Annotated in this window: 11 protein-coding genes; 4 read left to right on the forward strand and 7 right to left on the reverse strand. The window is 46.7% G+C overall.

Annotated features, from left to right (window positions below):
- Window positions 1–425: 425 nt before the first annotated feature.
- The 5 genes from H8K52_RS12390 to H8K52_RS12410 all read right to left on the reverse strand — a co-directional run bounded on the left by H8K52_RS12390 (window position 426) and on the right by H8K52_RS12410 (window position 6,843).
- Window positions 426–1,190 (reverse strand): LytR/AlgR family response regulator transcription factor, encoded by a 765-nt coding sequence (locus tag H8K52_RS12390; RefSeq protein WP_186923220.1) that lies wholly within the window; start codon window positions 1,188–1,190, stop codon window positions 426–428.
- Window positions 1,191–2,489, reverse strand: a complete 1,299-nt coding sequence (locus tag H8K52_RS12395; RefSeq protein WP_186923221.1) for a sensor histidine kinase — start codon at window positions 2,487–2,489, stop codon at window positions 1,191–1,193.
- Window positions 2,490–2,750: 261 nt separating this feature from the next.
- On the reverse strand, window positions 2,751–4,547 hold the full coding sequence (locus tag H8K52_RS12400) for a serine hydrolase (RefSeq protein ID WP_186923222.1): 1,797 nt from the start codon (window positions 4,545–4,547) through the stop codon (window positions 2,751–2,753).
- A 198-nt stretch (window positions 4,548–4,745) separates the two neighbouring features.
- Window positions 4,746–5,504 (reverse strand): LytR/AlgR family response regulator transcription factor, encoded by a 759-nt coding sequence (locus tag H8K52_RS12405; protein ID WP_186923223.1) that lies wholly within the window; start codon window positions 5,502–5,504, stop codon window positions 4,746–4,748.
- A 28-nt stretch (window positions 5,505–5,532) separates the two neighbouring features.
- Window positions 5,533–6,843, reverse strand: a complete 1,311-nt coding sequence (locus H8K52_RS12410; protein WP_186923224.1) for a sensor histidine kinase — start codon at window positions 6,841–6,843, stop codon at window positions 5,533–5,535.
- Between the two features lie 326 nt (window positions 6,844–7,169).
- On the opposite strand from H8K52_RS12410, the gene H8K52_RS12415 reads away from it, so the two are divergent.
- The 3 genes from H8K52_RS12415 (at window position 7,170) to H8K52_RS12425 (ending at window position 13,336) form a co-directional block, all read left to right on the forward strand.
- A complete protein-coding gene (locus tag H8K52_RS12415) occupies window positions 7,170–8,063 on the forward strand; it encodes an ABC transporter ATP-binding protein (protein ID WP_186923225.1) in 894 nt (297 codons plus the stop codon).
- A gap of 10 nt (window positions 8,064–8,073) precedes the next feature.
- Window positions 8,074–11,664: an ABC transporter permease/M1 family aminopeptidase gene (locus H8K52_RS12420; RefSeq protein WP_186923226.1), complete on the forward strand. Its 3,591-nt coding sequence runs from the start codon at window positions 8,074–8,076 to the stop codon at window positions 11,662–11,664.
- Between the two features lie 106 nt (window positions 11,665–11,770).
- A complete protein-coding gene (locus tag H8K52_RS12425; protein WP_186923227.1) occupies window positions 11,771–13,336 on the forward strand; it encodes a flavin monoamine oxidase family protein in 1,566 nt (521 codons plus the stop codon).
- A 285-nt stretch (window positions 13,337–13,621) separates the two neighbouring features.
- Here the strand turns inward: H8K52_RS12425 and H8K52_RS12430 are convergent, their stop codons facing one another.
- Window positions 13,622–14,530, reverse strand: a complete 909-nt coding sequence (locus tag H8K52_RS12430; protein ID WP_186923228.1) for an SDR family NAD(P)-dependent oxidoreductase — start codon at window positions 14,528–14,530, stop codon at window positions 13,622–13,624.
- 252 nt (window positions 14,531–14,782) lie between these two features.
- Window positions 14,783–16,861, reverse strand: a complete 2,079-nt coding sequence (recG, locus tag H8K52_RS12435) for an ATP-dependent DNA helicase RecG (protein WP_186923229.1) — start codon at window positions 16,859–16,861, stop codon at window positions 14,783–14,785.
- A 224-nt stretch (window positions 16,862–17,085) separates the two neighbouring features.
- Here recG and queA point away from each other — a divergent pair, with 224 nt between their 5' ends.
- Window positions 17,086–18,117: a tRNA preQ1(34) S-adenosylmethionine ribosyltransferase-isomerase QueA gene (gene queA, locus H8K52_RS12440; protein ID WP_186923230.1), complete on the forward strand. Its 1,032-nt coding sequence runs from the start codon at window positions 17,086–17,088 to the stop codon at window positions 18,115–18,117.
- The last annotated feature ends 280 nt before the right edge of the window (window positions 18,118–18,397 follow it).

Here is an 18,397-nt window from a genome sequence, read left to right on the forward strand (position 1 = left end):
TCTAAATGGATGCTGTTGTCGATACATTTTGATGGGGGGATAGACCGCCATGCCCCGTGCAAAATGTGCTGGAGATAAAAACAAACTAGTTTTGATCTTCCCTACTGACTAATGCGGAATAACAACGCAAACTGGCTCATACAAAATTCGAATCGACGCAATATTGTGATTTTTTCGGGGCAATGGTGCTAATGATGTCTGCGCGATATGGTTTACTTTGAAAGACACGAGAGCTCAGGTCTTTAAAGTGAATTGAAACACTTGCGAACTCAGTTATCGCTTCTAGGGTACTAGGGTAGGAAGGGCATGTTGATAATGAAAATGATTATTTTGCCCGATCGTAGTGGGATCAGATCCCACGTGCGGGGCAATGAGCCTTGGCAGAATTGAAACAGCAGTGAAGCAAACCACCGCTTTGAAGAGATTTACATCCCTTTAAAACGCCAAACGTAAGATGGGCTCACCTTAAATATTTCGCTTCGCTTGCGTAGACTGATGATAATATTTCCAAGCTCATCTCGTGTCGCCTTGTCGAGTGCGTTGACATTAACGATCACACTGCGGGAAATTTGCCAGAACTGCTCACTGTCGAGGCTCAGTTGTAACTCCTTGAGTGGCGTTCGAATAATGGCGTCGTCTTTTTCTGTCACGACGCGGATGTACCGCGCATCAGCTTCGAAAAATAGAACTTCTTCAACACGAATTATTTTGATCGTTTTCCCTATACTGGCGCTGATCCAGCGAATCTGCTCTTTTGCCTTTGATTCTTTCAGGCGCTCTTCCAGTTCGATCATCATGCGTAAGATATCGCTTTGTGGCAGCGCGCTATTGTTCTCGAATTGTTCGCGTAGTCTGACTATCGTTTGCTCCAAGCGACTTGCTTTGATCGGCTTGAGTAGATAGTCAATCGCCCCAAGATTAAATGCCTCAATCGCAAAAGAGTCGAAAGCTGTCGTAAAAATGATGCGGCATTTTCCTGCGGTGATGCGTGCGACATCGAGGCCGCTCAATGCGGGCATGCGGATATCGAGGAATGCGATATCGGGCTCATGTTTGACTATGGTTTCAATGGCCTCGCCGCCATCGGTGCATTCTGCAACCACCTCTAAACTAGGCCAAGCGACCGCTAGTAATTGTTTGAGCTCAAGCAAGGCAAGATCTTCGTCATCAGCAATAATAGCGCGTGGCATTTACAGTCCTTCCTTCAGATTCACATGTTCTTGGGGAGTCATCGGAAAACAAATCGTTGCAACCAAGCCATTAATATCACCTGCGCTGATTTGGAGTTCCGCTTGTTCGCCATACATTTGTTCAAGACGTTCACGTATGTTACTTAGTCCGATGCCACTTCCTGTGCTCTTCATCCCAAAACCCACGCCATCGTCAGTTACGCTAACCGACATACGATGCTGGTCTTCGTGATGATGTTCTCTCACCTCTATGCGTACATTGACATTACCTTTTTTCGGCTCAATGCCATGTTTAATCGCATTTTCTACCAAGGAGATCAACATCAATGGCGGCATCTTTGCGTTTCGTAGATGCTCAGGACAGTCAATCGAATAGCTCAGACGTTGTAGCCGTAAGCTCATGACTTCTAAGTACGCTCTGGCGATCTCTAATTGACTTTCTACGCTAGTGACGCTGCTGGTTCCGTCGGAACGCAAGCGGGGAATGGTTGCGCGTAGATAGTCGACTAGATGATCAATCATTTGAAAGCCTCGTTCTGGGTCATTGACCATGGCAGAACGTACACCCGTTAAGGTATTAAACAAAAAATGGGGTTCAACCTGGCTAGCTAAAACGGATAGTTTTAGTTCTGCTAGATTGCGTTCACTTTTGTAACGCGCTATTTCTTCTTCTCTGAAAGCGAGTTCGATAATCGGCTTTTGTTTGAAGTAACGCCAAACATCTAAGACACCCCCCCAATAACACATCAAGAGAAAATAGATGATTGCGCCGAGCGAAGTTGGGTAGAACGGAATTTCCTCAGAGGTATCTTGTGATTCGATTTTTTCGACTTGCTTTAGTTGAGGTACCTTCGCACGCATCTTTCCATCTCGAAATTCAAGATAGGCTTCTGGCAGGAAGGTCGTTGCTGGTAGGTAGTAACCCAGGGGATTTGGATGAGGTAGATTGTGTACGATTAAACCACCAAAAATGCCAGCGCAGGTCGTGATAATGATTAATAGGAGTTTAGTTTTGTCACTAATGGCCGAAAGACAAATCCGAACTGCTATCCAACGAGCAGCAAGTAATTGGATTGCCACTCCCAGAAAAACGAAGTAAGGACGCATATAAACTGCTTCAGACTGGGAAAGGAAAACGAGCAGCATAAAGAATCCCAGCACAGCCAGCATGACGGCGTAGCGATAACAACGATAGCGAAACCACGTAGGTGAATAAATAGGGTAACGATCCGCTTTCGTTATCCAGTTTCCAATTTTGTTAAGTGCTTGGGGTGGAATAGGTTGGTCGAGTTTTTTCATCGTCATCGGTTTGTGGGTCATAAAACAGTAAGCGAACTTGTTTGCTTTGCTTGCTTAAGACAATCGCTCAGATTTATTTTTGGGGGGCTGGTTGATGAAATTATGTTGATAAAAGCAAATAAAACAGTAAATGTTCGTACCGCGGCAAAGTATACCCTCGCGGCCAGAACGTCATTGGATTATTCACCTTATCTTCAGTGCTAGCCCGCATATTTTTCCAGCATTCACGAGTGACTAAAGAAATATGCGGGCTAGCATAGTTTATTCTATGCGCTTGGCGACTTGATTAGCGCCACCTTGATGCAAAGTCAAACTAATTGCTTTATCCGATGAATCAAGATTGATGGTGATTTTCGCATTCACAGCGGGAAGATCAAAATGTGTTTTATCTTGCGCTGCCATTTCGAATGGAGGCTGATTCGTCGCTTGTGCAAAGTAACGATCGTCTTGACGATACAAGCTAATAATGAAGCTGGGAGCTAGTTGATATTTTCCGACATATTGATCAAAAGCCTTACTCGTGATGGGCGCCGAGCTTTCCTTTTTTATGCTTGCTTTTTCAGCACTTGCTAGGAGCTCTTCTACTCGCTTCCCCGGAAAAGTGCCTTGTACTACGTGGACTAATAAACTCGGCGATTTTCCGTTGATATCGGCATCAAAACTAATTTGTGCATCCTGAAGTTTGGAGAAAAATTTTCTCGCATCTTCTGCAAAAATCTGTTCTTTTGGCATATTATCCTGTTGCGCAAACAACGCATCACCTTCTTGGGTGATTTTAATGATAGGACCTACGTCAAGTTGATAATTTCCGACAAAGCTTGTGTAGGTTTTGGGATCAATTTTTATTTCTGTGGGTTGACGTGCAGCCTGCGGTTTCTCCATTAATTCGTAGCGCGTGTCGAGGATATGACGTCCTAAGTCATCCACTCCTTTTTCATCGCCCACATTGGAAAGCACGACGACTGCTGTTTTTGTTTTTGGATTGAATCCCGCGAAACTACGATAGCCACCGGTGCCTCCATTGTGCCAGACCAGTTTGCTGCCATCTTTGTGTTTAAGAATATGCCAACCCAACGCTATATCCAAATTGGGATTGCCCGTTGTAACAGGCTTTGCCAGCATCTGCTTCATTGCTGCCTTTAACGGAGATGAAGAGAGTCCAGCATGCGCCGCCATGAAATTAAGCAGGTCATCCATATCGGATCTTAAGCCACCTGCACCTGCTAAAGCTTGGGACTTCCAAGTCCAACTTGGTACCGCTTGCAATTTGGCATTGTGACCAACTGCGAGACGTCGCTGCATATCTGTTGTTGTATTGATGTTGGAACTCGACATTTTCAACACATTGAATATTCGCTCATTTACCAAGCTGGCGTAGTCCTTCCCAGCACGTCGCGCCAAGGCTTCGCCCAATAATCCGACACCGAGATTTGAGTACTCATATTGTGAGCCAATTGCTCGCGTTAGTTGGTAGTTAGAGAGAAACTGAAATAGTTGTTCGGTACTGTAGTCGTTATAGGGATTATTTCCATCTTTGGGTGCTAAATTGGAAGGTAGACGAGGAAGCCCTGAGACCTGTTGGGCAAGATCTCTTAAGGTAATTTTCTTGCCGTCGCGTTCTGGAACTTTGACATCACTCGGTAAATATTTTGCCACAGGATCGTCCAGCTTTACCTCGCCACGCGCAATCATGTCCGTGAGTAGTAGTGAAGTAAAGACTTTCGTAATTGAGCCGATTTCAAAGACAGTTTTTTGATCGACAGTGCTTCCATTTTCTTGCCCAGTTTTACCATAGGAAATGATACGCCGACCTTCCGGACTGACGATGCCGACAACGATACCAACACCGATGTGCCAATCATCAATTCGCTGTACCAGAACTTGTCGAATCTGTTCGTCACTTAAGCGTGGGGTAGTTGTTGATGATGTCTTACTTGATGCCTTATCTAATGCATGAGTGATTTCCATGGAATGCTCGACGGCAAAACTGCCATTGATACTGACGGATAAGAGGACAACAATGATAATAATTCCAAATAGAACTTTCTTCGCGAACATAAATATCTCCTAAAATCAACGATGGGGTTGAGATCTGATCTTAGTAGCCAATCCATGCTGACACTCCACTATCGGTTGAATGTCAGGAATGAAGGATTGAATCCCCGATTTGGTGATGTGAAATTGGAGGGAATCTTGTTGGCGTTTCTAGAAAAAATTGTATTGTGATTGCTTGGCACAAGAGATCACATGCTCTCATCACATACCTTTAAAGCGCCAAGCATAGGTCTGACTGACTTTGAGTTGTTCAGGATGGTTTTTGAGTTCGACCAGAATATTGCCCATTTCATCCCGGCGTGCGCGGGCAATCGCCCGAGGATTGACCATAGTGCTACGATGGATTTGCCAGAATTGATCAGGCGCTAAGCCTTTCTGCAATTCTTTGATCGAGGTGCGTATGTGACCTTCATCTTCAGCGCTGACCACGCGCGTGTAGCGCAAATCAGATTCGAAGAACAAGATGTCTTCGATAGAAAAAAGCTTAATCGTATTGCCCGAGTTGGCACTGATCCAACGTATTCTTTCCGTTTCTTGTGGCTCACGTAGACGTTGGTCAAGTGCTGCCATCACTTGCATTAAATCGTTCGGCGTGGTGCCGGCGCTGAGCTGTTCCTTGATACGCGAAACCGTGTGTTGTAAGCGTTCCTCAGTAATCGGTTTCAGTAAATAATCAATCGCCCCCAGTTTAAATGCCTCGATCGCATGATTATCGTAAGCGGTGGTAAACACGACTCGGCATTTACCATCACTGGCACGTGCAACATCAAGCCCACTTAATTCTGGCATACGGATGTCTAAGAAAGCGATATCGGCTTGGTGTTTAGCGATGGCATCTAAGGCATCGCCACCGTCCTCACAGGTAGCGACGATCTCTAGTTCTGGCCAAACTAGATGCAACATGCGCTGCAGATCGGAGCGCTGTAAATCTTCGTCGTCGGCGATGATGGCGGTTGGCATAGTTATTCCTTTAAAATCAATGGCTAAGTTAAGACGAATGTTTGTCGCAGCGTGTCAGTGGTAAAAGTATGCGGGCAACAATACCGCCTTCTTCACGCATACTTAGTTCAAGACTAGCATCACCGGCATACAAGTGTTTTAGACGTTCGCGGATATTGTTTAGCCCTATGCCAGAGCCAGAAGTACTGTGACCAAAGCCGACCCCATTGTCTTCCACACTTAAACATAATTGCTCACCATCGGTGTGATCATTCATAGGGATCTTGCTAGCTTTGACGGCAATATGTACTGGCCCTTTTTTTGGCTCTATCCCGTGTTTCACCGCATTCTCGACGAGGCTGATCAACATCAAAGGTGGTACCGCACAATCCATTAGGTCGGGTGGACATTCGACGCTAAAGCTTAGACGTGGAATCCGCATATGAATCACGCCCAAATATGCACGTACTGAATTGAATTGATTATCGACACTGCTGAGCATCAAGTTGCCATCACTGCGCATTTGTGGAATAGTCGAACGTAAATAATCGACCAGATGGTCAATGATCGCCACACCACGGGCTGGATCGCTGAGCATGGCGGCGCGTACACCGGACAAAGTATTGAATAAAAAATGCGGTTCGACTTGGCTGGCGAGAACCGACAGGCGCATCTGCGCTTGATTGCGTTCGTTTTTGTATTGATCCAGTTTTTCTTGGATACTGGCCTCTTCGAGCTCTCGTCTTTGCTTAAGATAAGTGCGAAAGTCGAGTACGCCACCCCACCAACTTAATAATACAATCCACAGCATGATATTGGCGATATTGACATCGCGTTCCTGTTCAGCCGTGATAACTATTCCCATTTTTACCTCATTACTTTTGCTGAGCTCATGAAGTTTTTCCTTGGTTTCAGGACTGGTTTTTTTCATTTTTTTGTCGACTAAGCGATCTGCCGACTCGACAATCACGAGTGAAAGGGCGATGCCTAAGATAAGGCCACTGGCAATGCCTAACATTTCATTTTTCTTTTGCCATTGTCTCTTTTTGACTTGTGTCGCGAGCCAGCGTCCTCCTAATAAATTCAAGGCGATTCCCAAATAGAGAACAAGAAACATTAGGAAAGGTCTTTCTGCTTCGGGAGACTGTATTTTCTCGTTCGCAACGATGACCGAAATGATTAGCATGATCAATGCCAATACTCCCAAGGGCGCCGTAAAACCCAGCGCACGATAGCGGAACCAGGTTTGACTAAAGACTGGGTAATGCTGCGCTTTCACCGACCAACTACCTAGCTTATCGATCAGTTTTCCAGGTAAAGGCTGGTCTGGCGTGATGGGATTTTTTTCTAAAGTCGACATAAGAGTGGGCGCAGTATCTTTCCAAGTTTGGCAAGGTAATTGAATGGCTAGCAGTATTCCATCATTTTGAAAGGTGCGAAGTTTTTGCGATAGAGCTGACAAAACAAGACATCAGTTTACAGTTTCCCGTCATGAGTGCGGGACGATGCTCTTAATGGTGATTTCAATTCATGCACGATTTTGGGCTTTGGTGACAGGAATTTGCGGCTTGATCGCATTTAAACTAATTGATTGCATTGTCATGTATATTTTGCATGGTATGTCATAGCAAAATTTTCATCGCTAAATTGTTAATTGTTGGAGTTTTACACTTAGGAGCTTACCTCATGCTGTCGATTAAAAATTTAAATAAAACTTACGCCAATGGCGTGCATGCAACGAATAATGTGAATTTGGAAATTCCGAATGGACTATTTGGTTTGTTAGGACCTAATGGTGCAGGTAAATCTTCCTTGATGCGCACGATTGCGACTCTGCAGGAGCCAGATAGTGGCTCGATTCACTTTAATGGCTTGGATGTATTGAACAATAAAGAGGAACTGCGCCGTCAATTAGGCTATTTGCCGCAAGACTTTGGCGTTTATCCAAAAGTGTCGGCCGAAGATTTACTCAATCACTTTGCGGTCTTGAAAGGCATCACCAATAAAGCTGATCGTAAACAATCGGTAGAGGGCTTACTACGTCAAACGAATTTGTGGGAAGCACGTAAACGTGGATTGGGAACCTACTCGGGCGGTATGCGCCAGCGTTTCGGTATTGCCCAAGCCTTATTGGGTTCGCCCAAATTAGTGATCGTGGATGAACCAACAGCGGGTCTCGATCCCGATGAACGTAATCGTTTTTTGAATTTGCTATCTGAAATTGGTGAACAAGTTGTCGTCATTCTATCGACGCATATCGTAGAAGACGTGACCGATTTGTGCCCACGCATGGCGATGATCGCCAAAGGACAGGTTTTGGTTCACGGCGAACCTCAGGCTGCCATTGAGACTTTACAAAACAAAGTCTGGCGTTGCAGTGTCAGCAAAGAAGCACTGCCAGGTTATTTGGAAAAATTCACCGTGTTGACGACCCGTCTGGTTGCTGGCAAACCACAAATTAATGTGTATTCAGAAACCCAGCCTGACGATGGTTTCCGTCAAGTGGAAGCGAATTTAGAGGATGTGTATTTCCTGCAATTGCGCAAATCACAAAATAGCGCCCCAGCGCTCTCAGTTTAAGGAGCTCGCTATGTGGTTTGAATTCTTTAAATTTGATTTGCGATTTCAACTCAAACAGCCTTTGCTGTGGGTGATCGCCTTGATTTTTGGTGCGCTCGCTTTTGGTGCAGCGAGTAGCGATGCGATCACCGTCGGTGGTGCGGTCGGGAACGTCAATCGCAATGCCCCAACCGTGATTGCCCAATTTTTGGGTGTCTTCAGTGTGTTGTCGATGTTCGTCGTCACTATCTTTATCGCGGGTGCGGTCTTGCGTGATGCAGAGATTGGTATCTCCGACATGCTATTCGCGACGCCTATGCGTAAGCGCGACTATTTGATTGGTCGTTTCGTCGCTGGTTTGGTGGCTTGTTTGGTGATTTTTTTATTCGTGATTTTGGGACTGCTGATTGGTCCCTATATGCCGTGGGTAGATAGCGCTAGAGTCGGGGCATTCACGCTTCAGCCTTTCGTTTGGGGATTGTTGGTTTTTGTGCTTCCTAATCTCTTGTTTATCGGTGCTTTGCTGATGTTATTGGCAGCAACCACCCGCTCCATGATGATGGTGTATGTGGGCGTGATCGGTTTTTTTGTGTTGTGGTTAGTGGCCGGTTCTTTCACGCGCGACATCAGCAATGAGTGGAGTGCAGTTTTGCTAGATCCATTTGGTCTGCGTGCATATGGCCGTATGGTGCGTTACTTCTCGACCGCGGAATCGAATTCGATTTTGCCTGCACTCGATAGTTATCTGCTAGTGAATCGATTGTTGTGGGCGGGTATTGGCTTGGCATTGTTAGCGCTGACATTAGTTCTGTTTAAACCGCAGCGTGCTGGTACTGGTCGCCGTTGGTTTGGTAAGGCGAAAGCTGAAGCAGCGAGCAGTTTGGCGACACCTCAGTTAGCCAAAGTTAGCTTGCCAAAAGTCCAGCAAGACAGCGGTACTGCAACAGCATGGACGCAATTTTGGAATATTCTCAAATTCGATGCGAAAGCCGTGTTTAAGAGTGTGCCTTTTCTGGTCATGCTGCTGTTTGGTATCGTCAATTTTCTTGGTAGCGCCAGTCAGTCTGGTGCGATGTTCGGCACCACGGTGTATCCCGTGACCACGAATATGCTGTCGGTACTGGCGGGTAGTTTCAATTTTATGTTGATCATCATCATTACCTTTTATGCGGGTGAGCTGATATTCAAAGAGCGTCAAGTGAAAATTGCCGATGTGGTAGATGCTATGCCTGTGCCGAACTGGGTGCCTTTGTTAGCCAAATCGGCTGCTTTGATTGCCGTGATTTTAAGTTTTCTTGGTGCTGGCGCAATCGCTGGCATCTTGATGCAATTAGTTAAAGGTGGCGCACCGATTGAATTGGCTTTGTATGTGAAAGGTATTTTGCTTGGGGCGAGCGGCTTTATCTTGCTTGGTTTACTTGCCTTGGTTTTGCAGGTGCTGACGAACAATAAATTCATTGGTTACTTGGTGATGATTCTGGTGTTGATTTCACAAATTGTATTTGGCAGTTTGGATTTGGATCACAATCTTTACAATTTTGCAGGCATGCCAGCGACGCCTTATTCTGATATGAATGGTTATGGGCATTTCCTCTATGGGTGGTCGTGGTTCACGCTGTATTGGAGTTTGTTTACGGTTGCGTTGCTGATTTTGGCGCAAGCATTCTGGGTACGCGGCTTGTCGCAGGAATGGAAGGTTCGCGTGCGTTTGGCGTTTGTGAAACTCAATAGCAAAGCTGGTCTTGCATTGGCTCTGACTTTGACCGCCTTTGTCTTTACTGGTGGCTGGATTTTCTATAACACCAATGTGTTGAATCAGTACCAAACCAAGTCTGCCGGTTTGGATGAAAACGCCGAGTACGAGAAAAAGTACAAGCAATATAAGAACTTGCCACATCCACGTTTGACCGATGTGAAAGCGAATGTTGATATTTATCCTGAGCAGCGCAGAGTGGTGATCAATGGGCATTATGTATTGCAGAATAAATCTGCTCTACCTCAAGATACTTTGCGTATTCAACTCAATACACGCGTAAAAACCGAATGGGAAAATTTACCTGCACATGAGTTGGTGTTGGATGACAAAAAACTGGGTTTTAGTATTGTCAAACTCAAACAAGCGCTTGCTGCCGGTGATAGCCTAGCTTTGGATTTCGTCACGACAGTTGAAAACCCCGGCTTTACCAATAGTGGTGCGGCGAATACGGTGAATTTGAATGGTAGTTTCTTCAATAATCGTGAGTTCTTCCCACAGTTTGGGTATGCCTCCGACCTTGAAATGCGTGACCGCAATGAGCGTAGAAAACGTGGTTTGGGCGAGCCTGAACGTATGCCTAAATTGGAAGATGAAGCAGCGCGTGCGTACCACGCTTTGGGTAGTGAAGCTGATTGGATCAATTTTGAAACCACCATTTCAACTTCCTCAGATCAAATCGCCATGGCGCCAGGGTATCTGCAAAAAACTTGGGAAGATCAAGGTCGTCGCTATTTCCAATACAAAATGGATAGACCGATGATGCCATTTTTCGCATTTTTGTCGGCGCGTTGGGAAGTTAAAAAAGGTGATTGGAAAGGCCTGCCGATTGAGATCTATTACGACAAAAAGCATGCTTACAATGTTGATCGCATGATAGAAAGCACGAAAAAATCCTTGGATTACTACACGGCCAATTTCACACCTTATCAGCATCAACAAGTGCGGATTTTGGAGTTTCCTCGCTATGCTGGTTTTGCGCAATCCTTTGCGAATACGATTCCTTACTCCGAATCCTTGGGCTTCATCGCGGACTTGCGAGATAAAGAGGATATTGACCATGTGTTTTACGTGACGGCGCATGAAATGGCGCATCAGTGGTGGGGACATCAGGTCATCGGTGCGAATATGCAAGGGTCGACTGTCTTGATGGAATCACTATCGCAATACTTCGCCTTAATGGTTATGGAAAAAGAATACGGCAAAGATAAAATGCGCCGTTTCTTGAAGTATGAGCTCGATGGCTACTTACGCGGTCGTGGTGGTGAATTGATTGAAGAGCAGCCACTAGCACGGGTTGAAGGTCAGCAGTATATTCATTATCAAAAGGGCAGTCTGATTTTCTATCGTTTGCGCGATGAGATCGGTGAAGATGCTTTGAATCGCGCTTTGAAACGCTTTTTGCAAGACAAAGCCTATCAACAAGCACCGTACACCACGACCAAAGAATTATTGGCCTACATCAGCGAAGAAGCACCGCAAGAAAAGCACGCTTTGATTGCAGATATGTTTGAAAAAATCGTGTTTTACGATAATCGCGTGACAGAAGCGAAAGCAGTGAAGCGTGCTGATGGACAGTGGGATGTGACGATGAAATTACATCTGGCAAAAATCGAAGTCGATGGCAAAGGTAAAGAAACGCTGCGTACTTATGACGAAGCCGTCGAGATTGCTATCTTCTCCCGCGCTCCGGGTGCTAAGGAAAAAGATGAGAAAGTTCTCTTCATCGAAAAACGTGTGTTGCAAGGTAACGCACCGAGCGTCACGATCACGGTGAAAGACAAACCGTTTGAAGTCGGTGTCGATCCATACAATAAGATGATTGATCGCGTGTCGAAAGATAATCGTAAGGAAGTGAGTATGGATTAAGTCGAAAGAGCTTGAAATCAAAACCGCTAATCAGAAATGTTTGGCGGTTTTTTTATTGTGCGACGATTTATAATGCCGCCATCAAGATCATCTCAGGAAATAATAAATGACAATATTACCCATCATCATCGCAGGCGGCGGTGTTTCCGGTCTCTACTGCGCAATGCAATTGGCCGATGCTGGGCATCCAGTTTTGATTTTGGAGGGTTCGGCAGACCGTTGGGGCGGGCGCATCGAAACGGAGGAGATGGACGGCTTCATCGCTGAATACGGCCCCATGCGTTTTGAGCCGACCTTGCAACCACGCTTCGCCCAATTGTGCGCCAGTCTTGGTGTTGATTTGGTGGATTTTTCCGGACCCAGCGCGGAAGAAATGGTGATGCCTGATCAAGATTTGTCACCAGAAGAACAAGGACTAAATTCGCTGCAACTTTTGAAACGCGGCATTATGCTAGTGATGGGACGTGACCCCAATGATCAGGCTTGGATAGATAGTTTGACGGAACAAGATTTCAATCAAATGCGTAAGCACGCGCAATTGCGTGGTCAGCCTTTATGGAATATGGGTTTTTGGAATGCCTTGTCGAGTCAGGGTGTATTGAGCCATAGAGCCTTAGTGAAGCTGCGCGATACAGGTACTTTTTATCACATGATTCCAGAAAATCTGAATGCGATTGAATGGATTATTTGGTGGCTGCGCGCTTTAAAAACAGTCGGTCAACAACTGGCTAGTATCGCCGGTGGTTCTGCCCGACTCACTGAGCGATTATTGGGGCGCTTGCGTAGTCATCCGAATGTCACTTCGGCGGGCGCGCACAGTTTGTTATCCTTCCGCCCAGTAGGTTTAGGTCAGAAACGCATCGAGGTTGATGTCGCTACCGAAAACGGCACCATACAATTGCAAACGGATCGATTAATTTTGGCCCTGCCCCGATTACCTTTATTGAAGCTAGCGAATTCTTTACCAATGCATATCAGCGAACAACTCGATAGCGTGAATGGTTTTCCGATGTTGAAAGTCTTTTTCGTTACCGATAAACCTTGGTGGGATTACGATCAGCGTCCGCAACAATACGCAAATTGTATGCCGACCCGCGAGATTCATTATTTCCGCCGCGCCCCCGATGCGGATCACGATGGTCACGGCATGATCTTGTTGTATATGGATAGACCGACGACCGAATTTTGGAAGCATTATCTGACCGAGCCGTACAAACACGATCGTGCAGAGATTGATCAAAATGTGAATATCGTCGATGCCTTTTCTCTGTTCATCGCTCGCGATGTACATCGTGTCGTAAACACCCCCGATAACCCAGCCGCAGGCTTACATTTGACGGCACAATCAAAAGATTTGTTCAGCCATCAATCCGTGGATGAATCAACCGCTTATATCAAAAATTCGATTTTGACCTACGGCATCCGTGACTGGGCACGCGCACCGTATGGCGCTGCTAATCATGGCTGGCAACCAGGCGTGCGATCGTGGCGTGTAATGGAGGCGTTTAAGGCTTTTGATTTTGGCTCGGGTGCCAAGAACGTGCACATTGTCGGCGAAGCGTATTCGGATTATCAGGGCTTTATTGAAGGGGCTTTGAATAGCTGTGAATTGGCATTGGCGGGGATTGCGCCAGTTGTTGTGCCAGGTCTGGATACTGATGAACAAAGTTGATTTATTTGGCCTTAGTATTCGCTTTTGGAACGGATTTCCCAATCGCAGTTAGGGTATGCTTTTGTAAGTCAAAGTCAAAGTCTGAGCAAGACTTGTCATTCCTGCGTAGGCAGGAATCTAGCGTCTTTCGTTGTTCAACAAAACGACGCTGGACTCCTGCCTACGTAGGAGTGACAGTGAATGGACTTTGCTGTTTATTTAACTTACGTAGATATCGATGCCTTTAAAGGCTAGGGGCTAAAACCAGTTCACGGCACTTTCAAGAATGTAACGTTGAACAGCAGGCTACTCAGCTTGATTCATCGCCGCCATAATCTCATGATGCCCCTGCGCCATGCCATTTTCAGGAACGATTTGGCCTTCACTGTTTTTGACATCTTGCAGATGCGCCATCAGCTGTTCATCAATGTCATCGCCGCGTCCTAAATAAACGCCCTTGGTTAAGCTGATATGCGCCGCCTCAAAACTACCACCACCCGCGCATAAAATTGTGCGATTTGGTGCATCTTGCGCGGCCAATACCAACATGGCTGGTACCACATCGCTTGCTTGTATCGCATTGAGCATGGCTTCTGGATATAGACCATTGGTCATGCGGGTTGCCGCGGTTGGTGCTAGTGCGTTGACGCGGATATCGTGTTTCGCGCCTTCGATTGATAGGGTTTGCATTAGGCCGACTAAGGCCATTTTAGCTGCGCCATAATTAGATTGGCCGAAATTGCCGTACAGACCAGATGACGAGGTTGTCATCATGATGCGACCATAATTTTGTGCTGTCATGATAGGCCATACCGCCTTACAACAATTTACGCTGCCCATCAGGTGCACGTCGATAACTAATTTAAAATCATCGAGCTCCATTTTACCGAAAGATTTGTCACGCAAAATACCGGCGTTGTTGATCAGTATATCGATGCGCCCCCATTTTTCCAGCGTCTCCTGCACCATCGCCTGAACTGCCGCAAAGTCGGTTACGGAGGCACTGTTCGTGATGGCTTCACCGCCAGCCGCAATGATTTCATCGACCACCACTTGTGCGGCCGTTGCCGAGCCGCCTGATCCATCTCGTGCACCACCAAGATCATTGACAACGACTTTGGCGCCACGTTTGGCAAGTGCCAAAGCGTGTTCACGACCAAGACCACCACCAGCACCAGTAACGATAGCAACGCGACCTGAAAAATCTAAACTCATGTGGACTCCTGTTTGACTACATTGAAAATAAGGTGGAAATCAAAGTTAACGTTGAAACTTTTTTTGGCACTCCTGTATTCTACAAGCGACCAATCGACGATGTTGCTTTGTGGATGCGAAGCCTTGAGCAATCAAGAAATGCCTCCACCATCATCTCGCTACCAAAATGCATAAGCGATAAGATAACTGAAAAGATACCCAGAGAGTTTGGAAATTTTTCGAGAAACTCATCTAGCTGATATGGATCAATCACTAAACTCTTAAAAATTCTTCTCTATGGCCCATCCATCGCTGCAAATGCGCTTCGACAGTCGGCATATCATGTGCCAATAACTGCACCGCCAGATTGCGGGCTTTCTCAACTAAATATTGGTCTTTCTCCAGATTGGCAAAACGTAGCAGTGCTTCGCCTGATTGCCGTGCCCCTAAAAATTCACCCGGGCCGCGTAGTTCTAAATCTTTTCGGGCAATTTCAAAACCATCCGTACTTTCACGCATAGTCAGTAAGCGTTGTTTGGCGGTGTGACCGAGCGGGCCCTGATACAGCAATAAGCAAACGCTGGCAGCCGCACCGCGACCAACACGACCACGCAATTGGTGTAACTGGGACAGACCAAAGCGTTCAGCATGTTCGATCACCATCAGGCTCGCATTCGGCACATCGACGCCGACCTCAATCACGGTCGTTGCTACCAAGACTTGTACTTCATTGCGAGTGAAGGCATCCATCACGATCTGCTTCTCAGTGGGCTTGAGTTTGCCGTGTACTAGACCAACTCGACAGTCAGGCAAAGCGGCACTGAGCATCGCGTGTGTGTCTGTTGCAGTTTGTAATTGCAGGGCTTCGGATTCTTCGATCAGCGGGCAGACCCAATATACTTGTTTGCCTTCTTGCGCTGCGGCGTGTACGCGTTCTATCACTTCATCACGGCGATTCTGATCGACCACGCGCGTAACGATGGGTGTGCGTCCTGGCGGCAGTTCATCGATCACTGACACTTCAAGATCCGCGTAGTAGGTCATCGCCAGAGTACGTGGAATCGGTGTTGCTGACATCATTAGTTGATGTGGAGTTTTGCCGGCTTCAGCTTTGTTACGTAGCGTGAGTCTTTGCGCCACACCGAAGCGATGTTGTTCATCGACGATGACTAAACCCAATTTAGCAAATTGCACACTGTCTTGAATCAGCGCGTGGGTGCCAATCACCAGTTGTGCTTCACCGGAAGCGATGAGGGCGTTTGCTTGTTCTTTCTCTTTCTTCTTTAAACTACCGGTCAGCCACGCTGTTTTTACGCCTAGAGGTTCTAGCCAGCCCGCGACTTTACGAAAATGTTGTTCCGCCAAAATCTCGGTCGGTGCCATCAAAGCTGCTTGATAGCCGCTGTCAATTGCTTGCGTGGCGGCGAGCGCGGCGACTATGGTTTTGCCGCTACCGACGTCGCCCTGCAATAATCTTTGCATGGGAAACTCTTGTTTAAGATCGGCGCGAATTTCTTCCAAGACGCGTTCTTGGGCTCCCGTTAGTTTGAAAGGCAAAGTCGCTAAGAAAGCGTGCGTCAATGTCCCAACGATAGGCAGCGCGGTCGCACCTTGAGAACGTCGTGAGGCTTGTGCCCGTTTGAGTGATAACTGTTGCGCTAGTAGCTCATCGAACTTCATACGTTCCCAAGCTGGATGCTCGTGTTCCAGCAAGGCATACTGATCAACATCCGGCGGCGGATTGTGTAGTAACTTCACTGCCGATTCAAAATCTTGCAAGCCCATTTCCTGCAGTAGAGCAGGGGAGAGCGTGTCGTACCATCGCACTTTATTGAGCGCACTAGTAATGGCTTTGCGCAGCATGGTTTGCGAGACACCGTCGCCAGCGTGATACACCGGTGTCAATGAGGTGGGTAATGCCGCACCTTCATTCACCATTTTATAGGTTGGATGTACCATCTCCGCACCGAAAAAACCGTGGCGAAGCTCACCGCGAGCTCTGACTCGCATGCCGACTGCCATCTGTTTGATTTGGCTGCCGTAAAAATTTAAAAAGCGTAGGACAACTTGTCCGGTATTGTCGCTAATCGTGACCACGAGTTGACGACGTGGTCGATATTGAATATCACATTCGGTGACTTCACCTTCGACTTGCACCGAGCTACCACCACGAAAACCGGCATCGCGCATGGACACGACTTCCGTCTCATCTTCGTAGCGCATCGGTAAATGCAGAACGAAATCCATGTCAGAACGCAGACCTAGTTTGGCAAATTTGTCTTCCAAGCGCACAGGCTTGGCGGGAGCAGCTTTCTTCTTGCTGGCAGGCTGAGTAGGTGCGCTTGCTGACATAGGGTAAAATGGCGGGTTGGTCTTAAAAGTGATGCGCGGAAAGTAATTCGCGTGATTCTACTGGTTTTTTATACAGTGATGTGAATTTTAAGTAGGGCGGGTTGTAACCCGCCAAAATAGGTTCGGGTAAAACTTGGTTCCGGCCAAACTCGGTACCGGTTGATCATGGCGGGTTGCAACCCGCCCTACGGTTTCCTTCGGTAGTTTGTTTATTTGGTGTAAATATGTACTCACTCAGTGATTTTGATTTTGAACTCCCACCCGAGCTGATCGCGCAGACCGCTTTGCCGGATCGCACGGCGTCGCGCCTCTTGCACGTCAGTGATACTGGCATCGTTGACCGTCAATTTTTTGACATCGTCGATCAACTTGACGCAGGTGATTTGCTGGTATTTAACGATACCCGCGTATTGAAAGCACGTTTTTTCGGTGCCAAAGAAACCGGCGGCAAAGTTGAAATGCTGGTCGAGCGTGTGATCAAAAATACGAATGACGAACACATTGTGCATGTGCAATTGCGCGCTTCCAAATCGCCTTTGGCAGGTAGCAAAATCCGCTTGGCTGATGCCTTCGATGTCACAGTTGGCGAACGTGCTGGTGAGTTTTTCACCTTGCATTTCCCTGATGATGTGTTCGAACTCATCGAGAAATACGGCCGCCTGCCATTGCCTCCATATATCAATCATGAAGCCGATGATTTCGATGAACACCGCTACCAAACCGTGTACTCACGCGTTCCGGGTGCAGTCGCTGCACCTACCGCAGGTTTGCATTTTGACGAAGTGCTTTTGGAAAAATGTAAAGCCAAAGGCATACAACTCGCGTTCGTCACTTTGCACGTTGGCGCTGGGACTTTCCAACCTGTGCGTACCGAAGACTTAAGCAAGCACGATATGCATAGCGAGTGGTACACCGTACCAGAAGAAACTGTAGCGGCAGTGCGCGCGACCAAAGCTGCTGGTAAAAATGTGGTCTGTGTTGGCACTACCAGTATGCGTGCAATTGAATCGGCGTCACAAACTGGTGAGCTGTTAGCAGGCAGTGACGATACCTGTTTGTTCATCACGCCAGGCTATCGTTTCATTACTGTGGACCGTTTAATTACGAATTTCCATTTGCCAAAGTCTACATTAATGATGCTGGTATCAGCATTTGCGGGTTACGATGCGATACGTGAAGCGTATGCCCATGCGATTGCACAGAAATATCGTTTCTTTAGTTATGGTGATGCGATGTTGTTGACGAATCGCTCATAAAGAAAGCATTGAACCGCAGAGGCGCGGAGTACGCAGAGACATTAAGTACGAACTTCTGTGATGTCTGCAATGCCGTTCAGCTAAGCTCTTGATTGATTTGTCGTCATTCCCGCGAAGGCGGGAATCCAACGGCGTAAAAGCCGAAAGACACTGGATCCCTGCCTTCGCAGGGATGACACCAAGTCGTGTTGAGCTTATTTGATTGGTGACTGTCAATTCTGTGCATTCACAGTTAAACGTTTAAATTTTCTAGTTACAATTTTTATTTAGGTCGGTAAAT

It is taken from the genome of Affinundibacterium seohonense (assembly GCF_014284305.1).
In the GTDB taxonomy this organism is placed as follows: domain Bacteria; phylum Pseudomonadota; class Gammaproteobacteria; order Burkholderiales; family Burkholderiaceae_D; genus Undibacterium; species Undibacterium seohonense.

Coding starts and splice junctions, on each gene's coding strand:
- H8K52_RS12430 (WP_186923228.1), bottom strand. CDS start 14,530: ATGAGTTTAGATTTTTCAGGTCGCGTTGCTATCGTTACTGGTGCTGGT.
- queA (WP_186923230.1), top strand. CDS start 17,086: ATGTACTCACTCAGTGATTTTGATTTTGAACTCCCACCCGAGCTGATC.
- H8K52_RS12420 (WP_186923226.1), top strand. CDS start 8,074: ATGTGGTTTGAATTCTTTAAATTTGATTTGCGATTTCAACTCAAACAG.
- H8K52_RS12390 (WP_186923220.1), bottom strand. CDS start 1,190: ATGCCACGCGCTATTATTGCTGATGACGAAGATCTTGCCTTGCTTGAG.
- H8K52_RS12400 (WP_186923222.1), bottom strand. CDS start 4,547: ATGTTCGCGAAGAAAGTTCTATTTGGAATTATTATCATTGTTGTCCTC.
- H8K52_RS12395 (WP_186923221.1), bottom strand. CDS start 2,489: ATGAAAAAACTCGACCAACCTATTCCACCCCAAGCACTTAACAAAATT.
- H8K52_RS12425 (WP_186923227.1), top strand. CDS start 11,771: ATGACAATATTACCCATCATCATCGCAGGCGGCGGTGTTTCCGGTCTC.
- H8K52_RS12410 (WP_186923224.1), bottom strand. CDS start 6,843: ATGTCGACTTTAGAAAAAAATCCCATCACGCCAGACCAGCCTTTACCT.
- recG (WP_186923229.1), bottom strand. CDS start 16,861: ATGTCAGCAAGCGCACCTACTCAGCCTGCCAGCAAGAAGAAAGCTGCT.
- H8K52_RS12415 (WP_186923225.1), top strand. CDS start 7,170: ATGCTGTCGATTAAAAATTTAAATAAAACTTACGCCAATGGCGTGCAT.
- H8K52_RS12405 (WP_186923223.1), bottom strand. CDS start 5,504: ATGCCAACCGCCATCATCGCCGACGACGAAGATTTACAGCGCTCCGAT.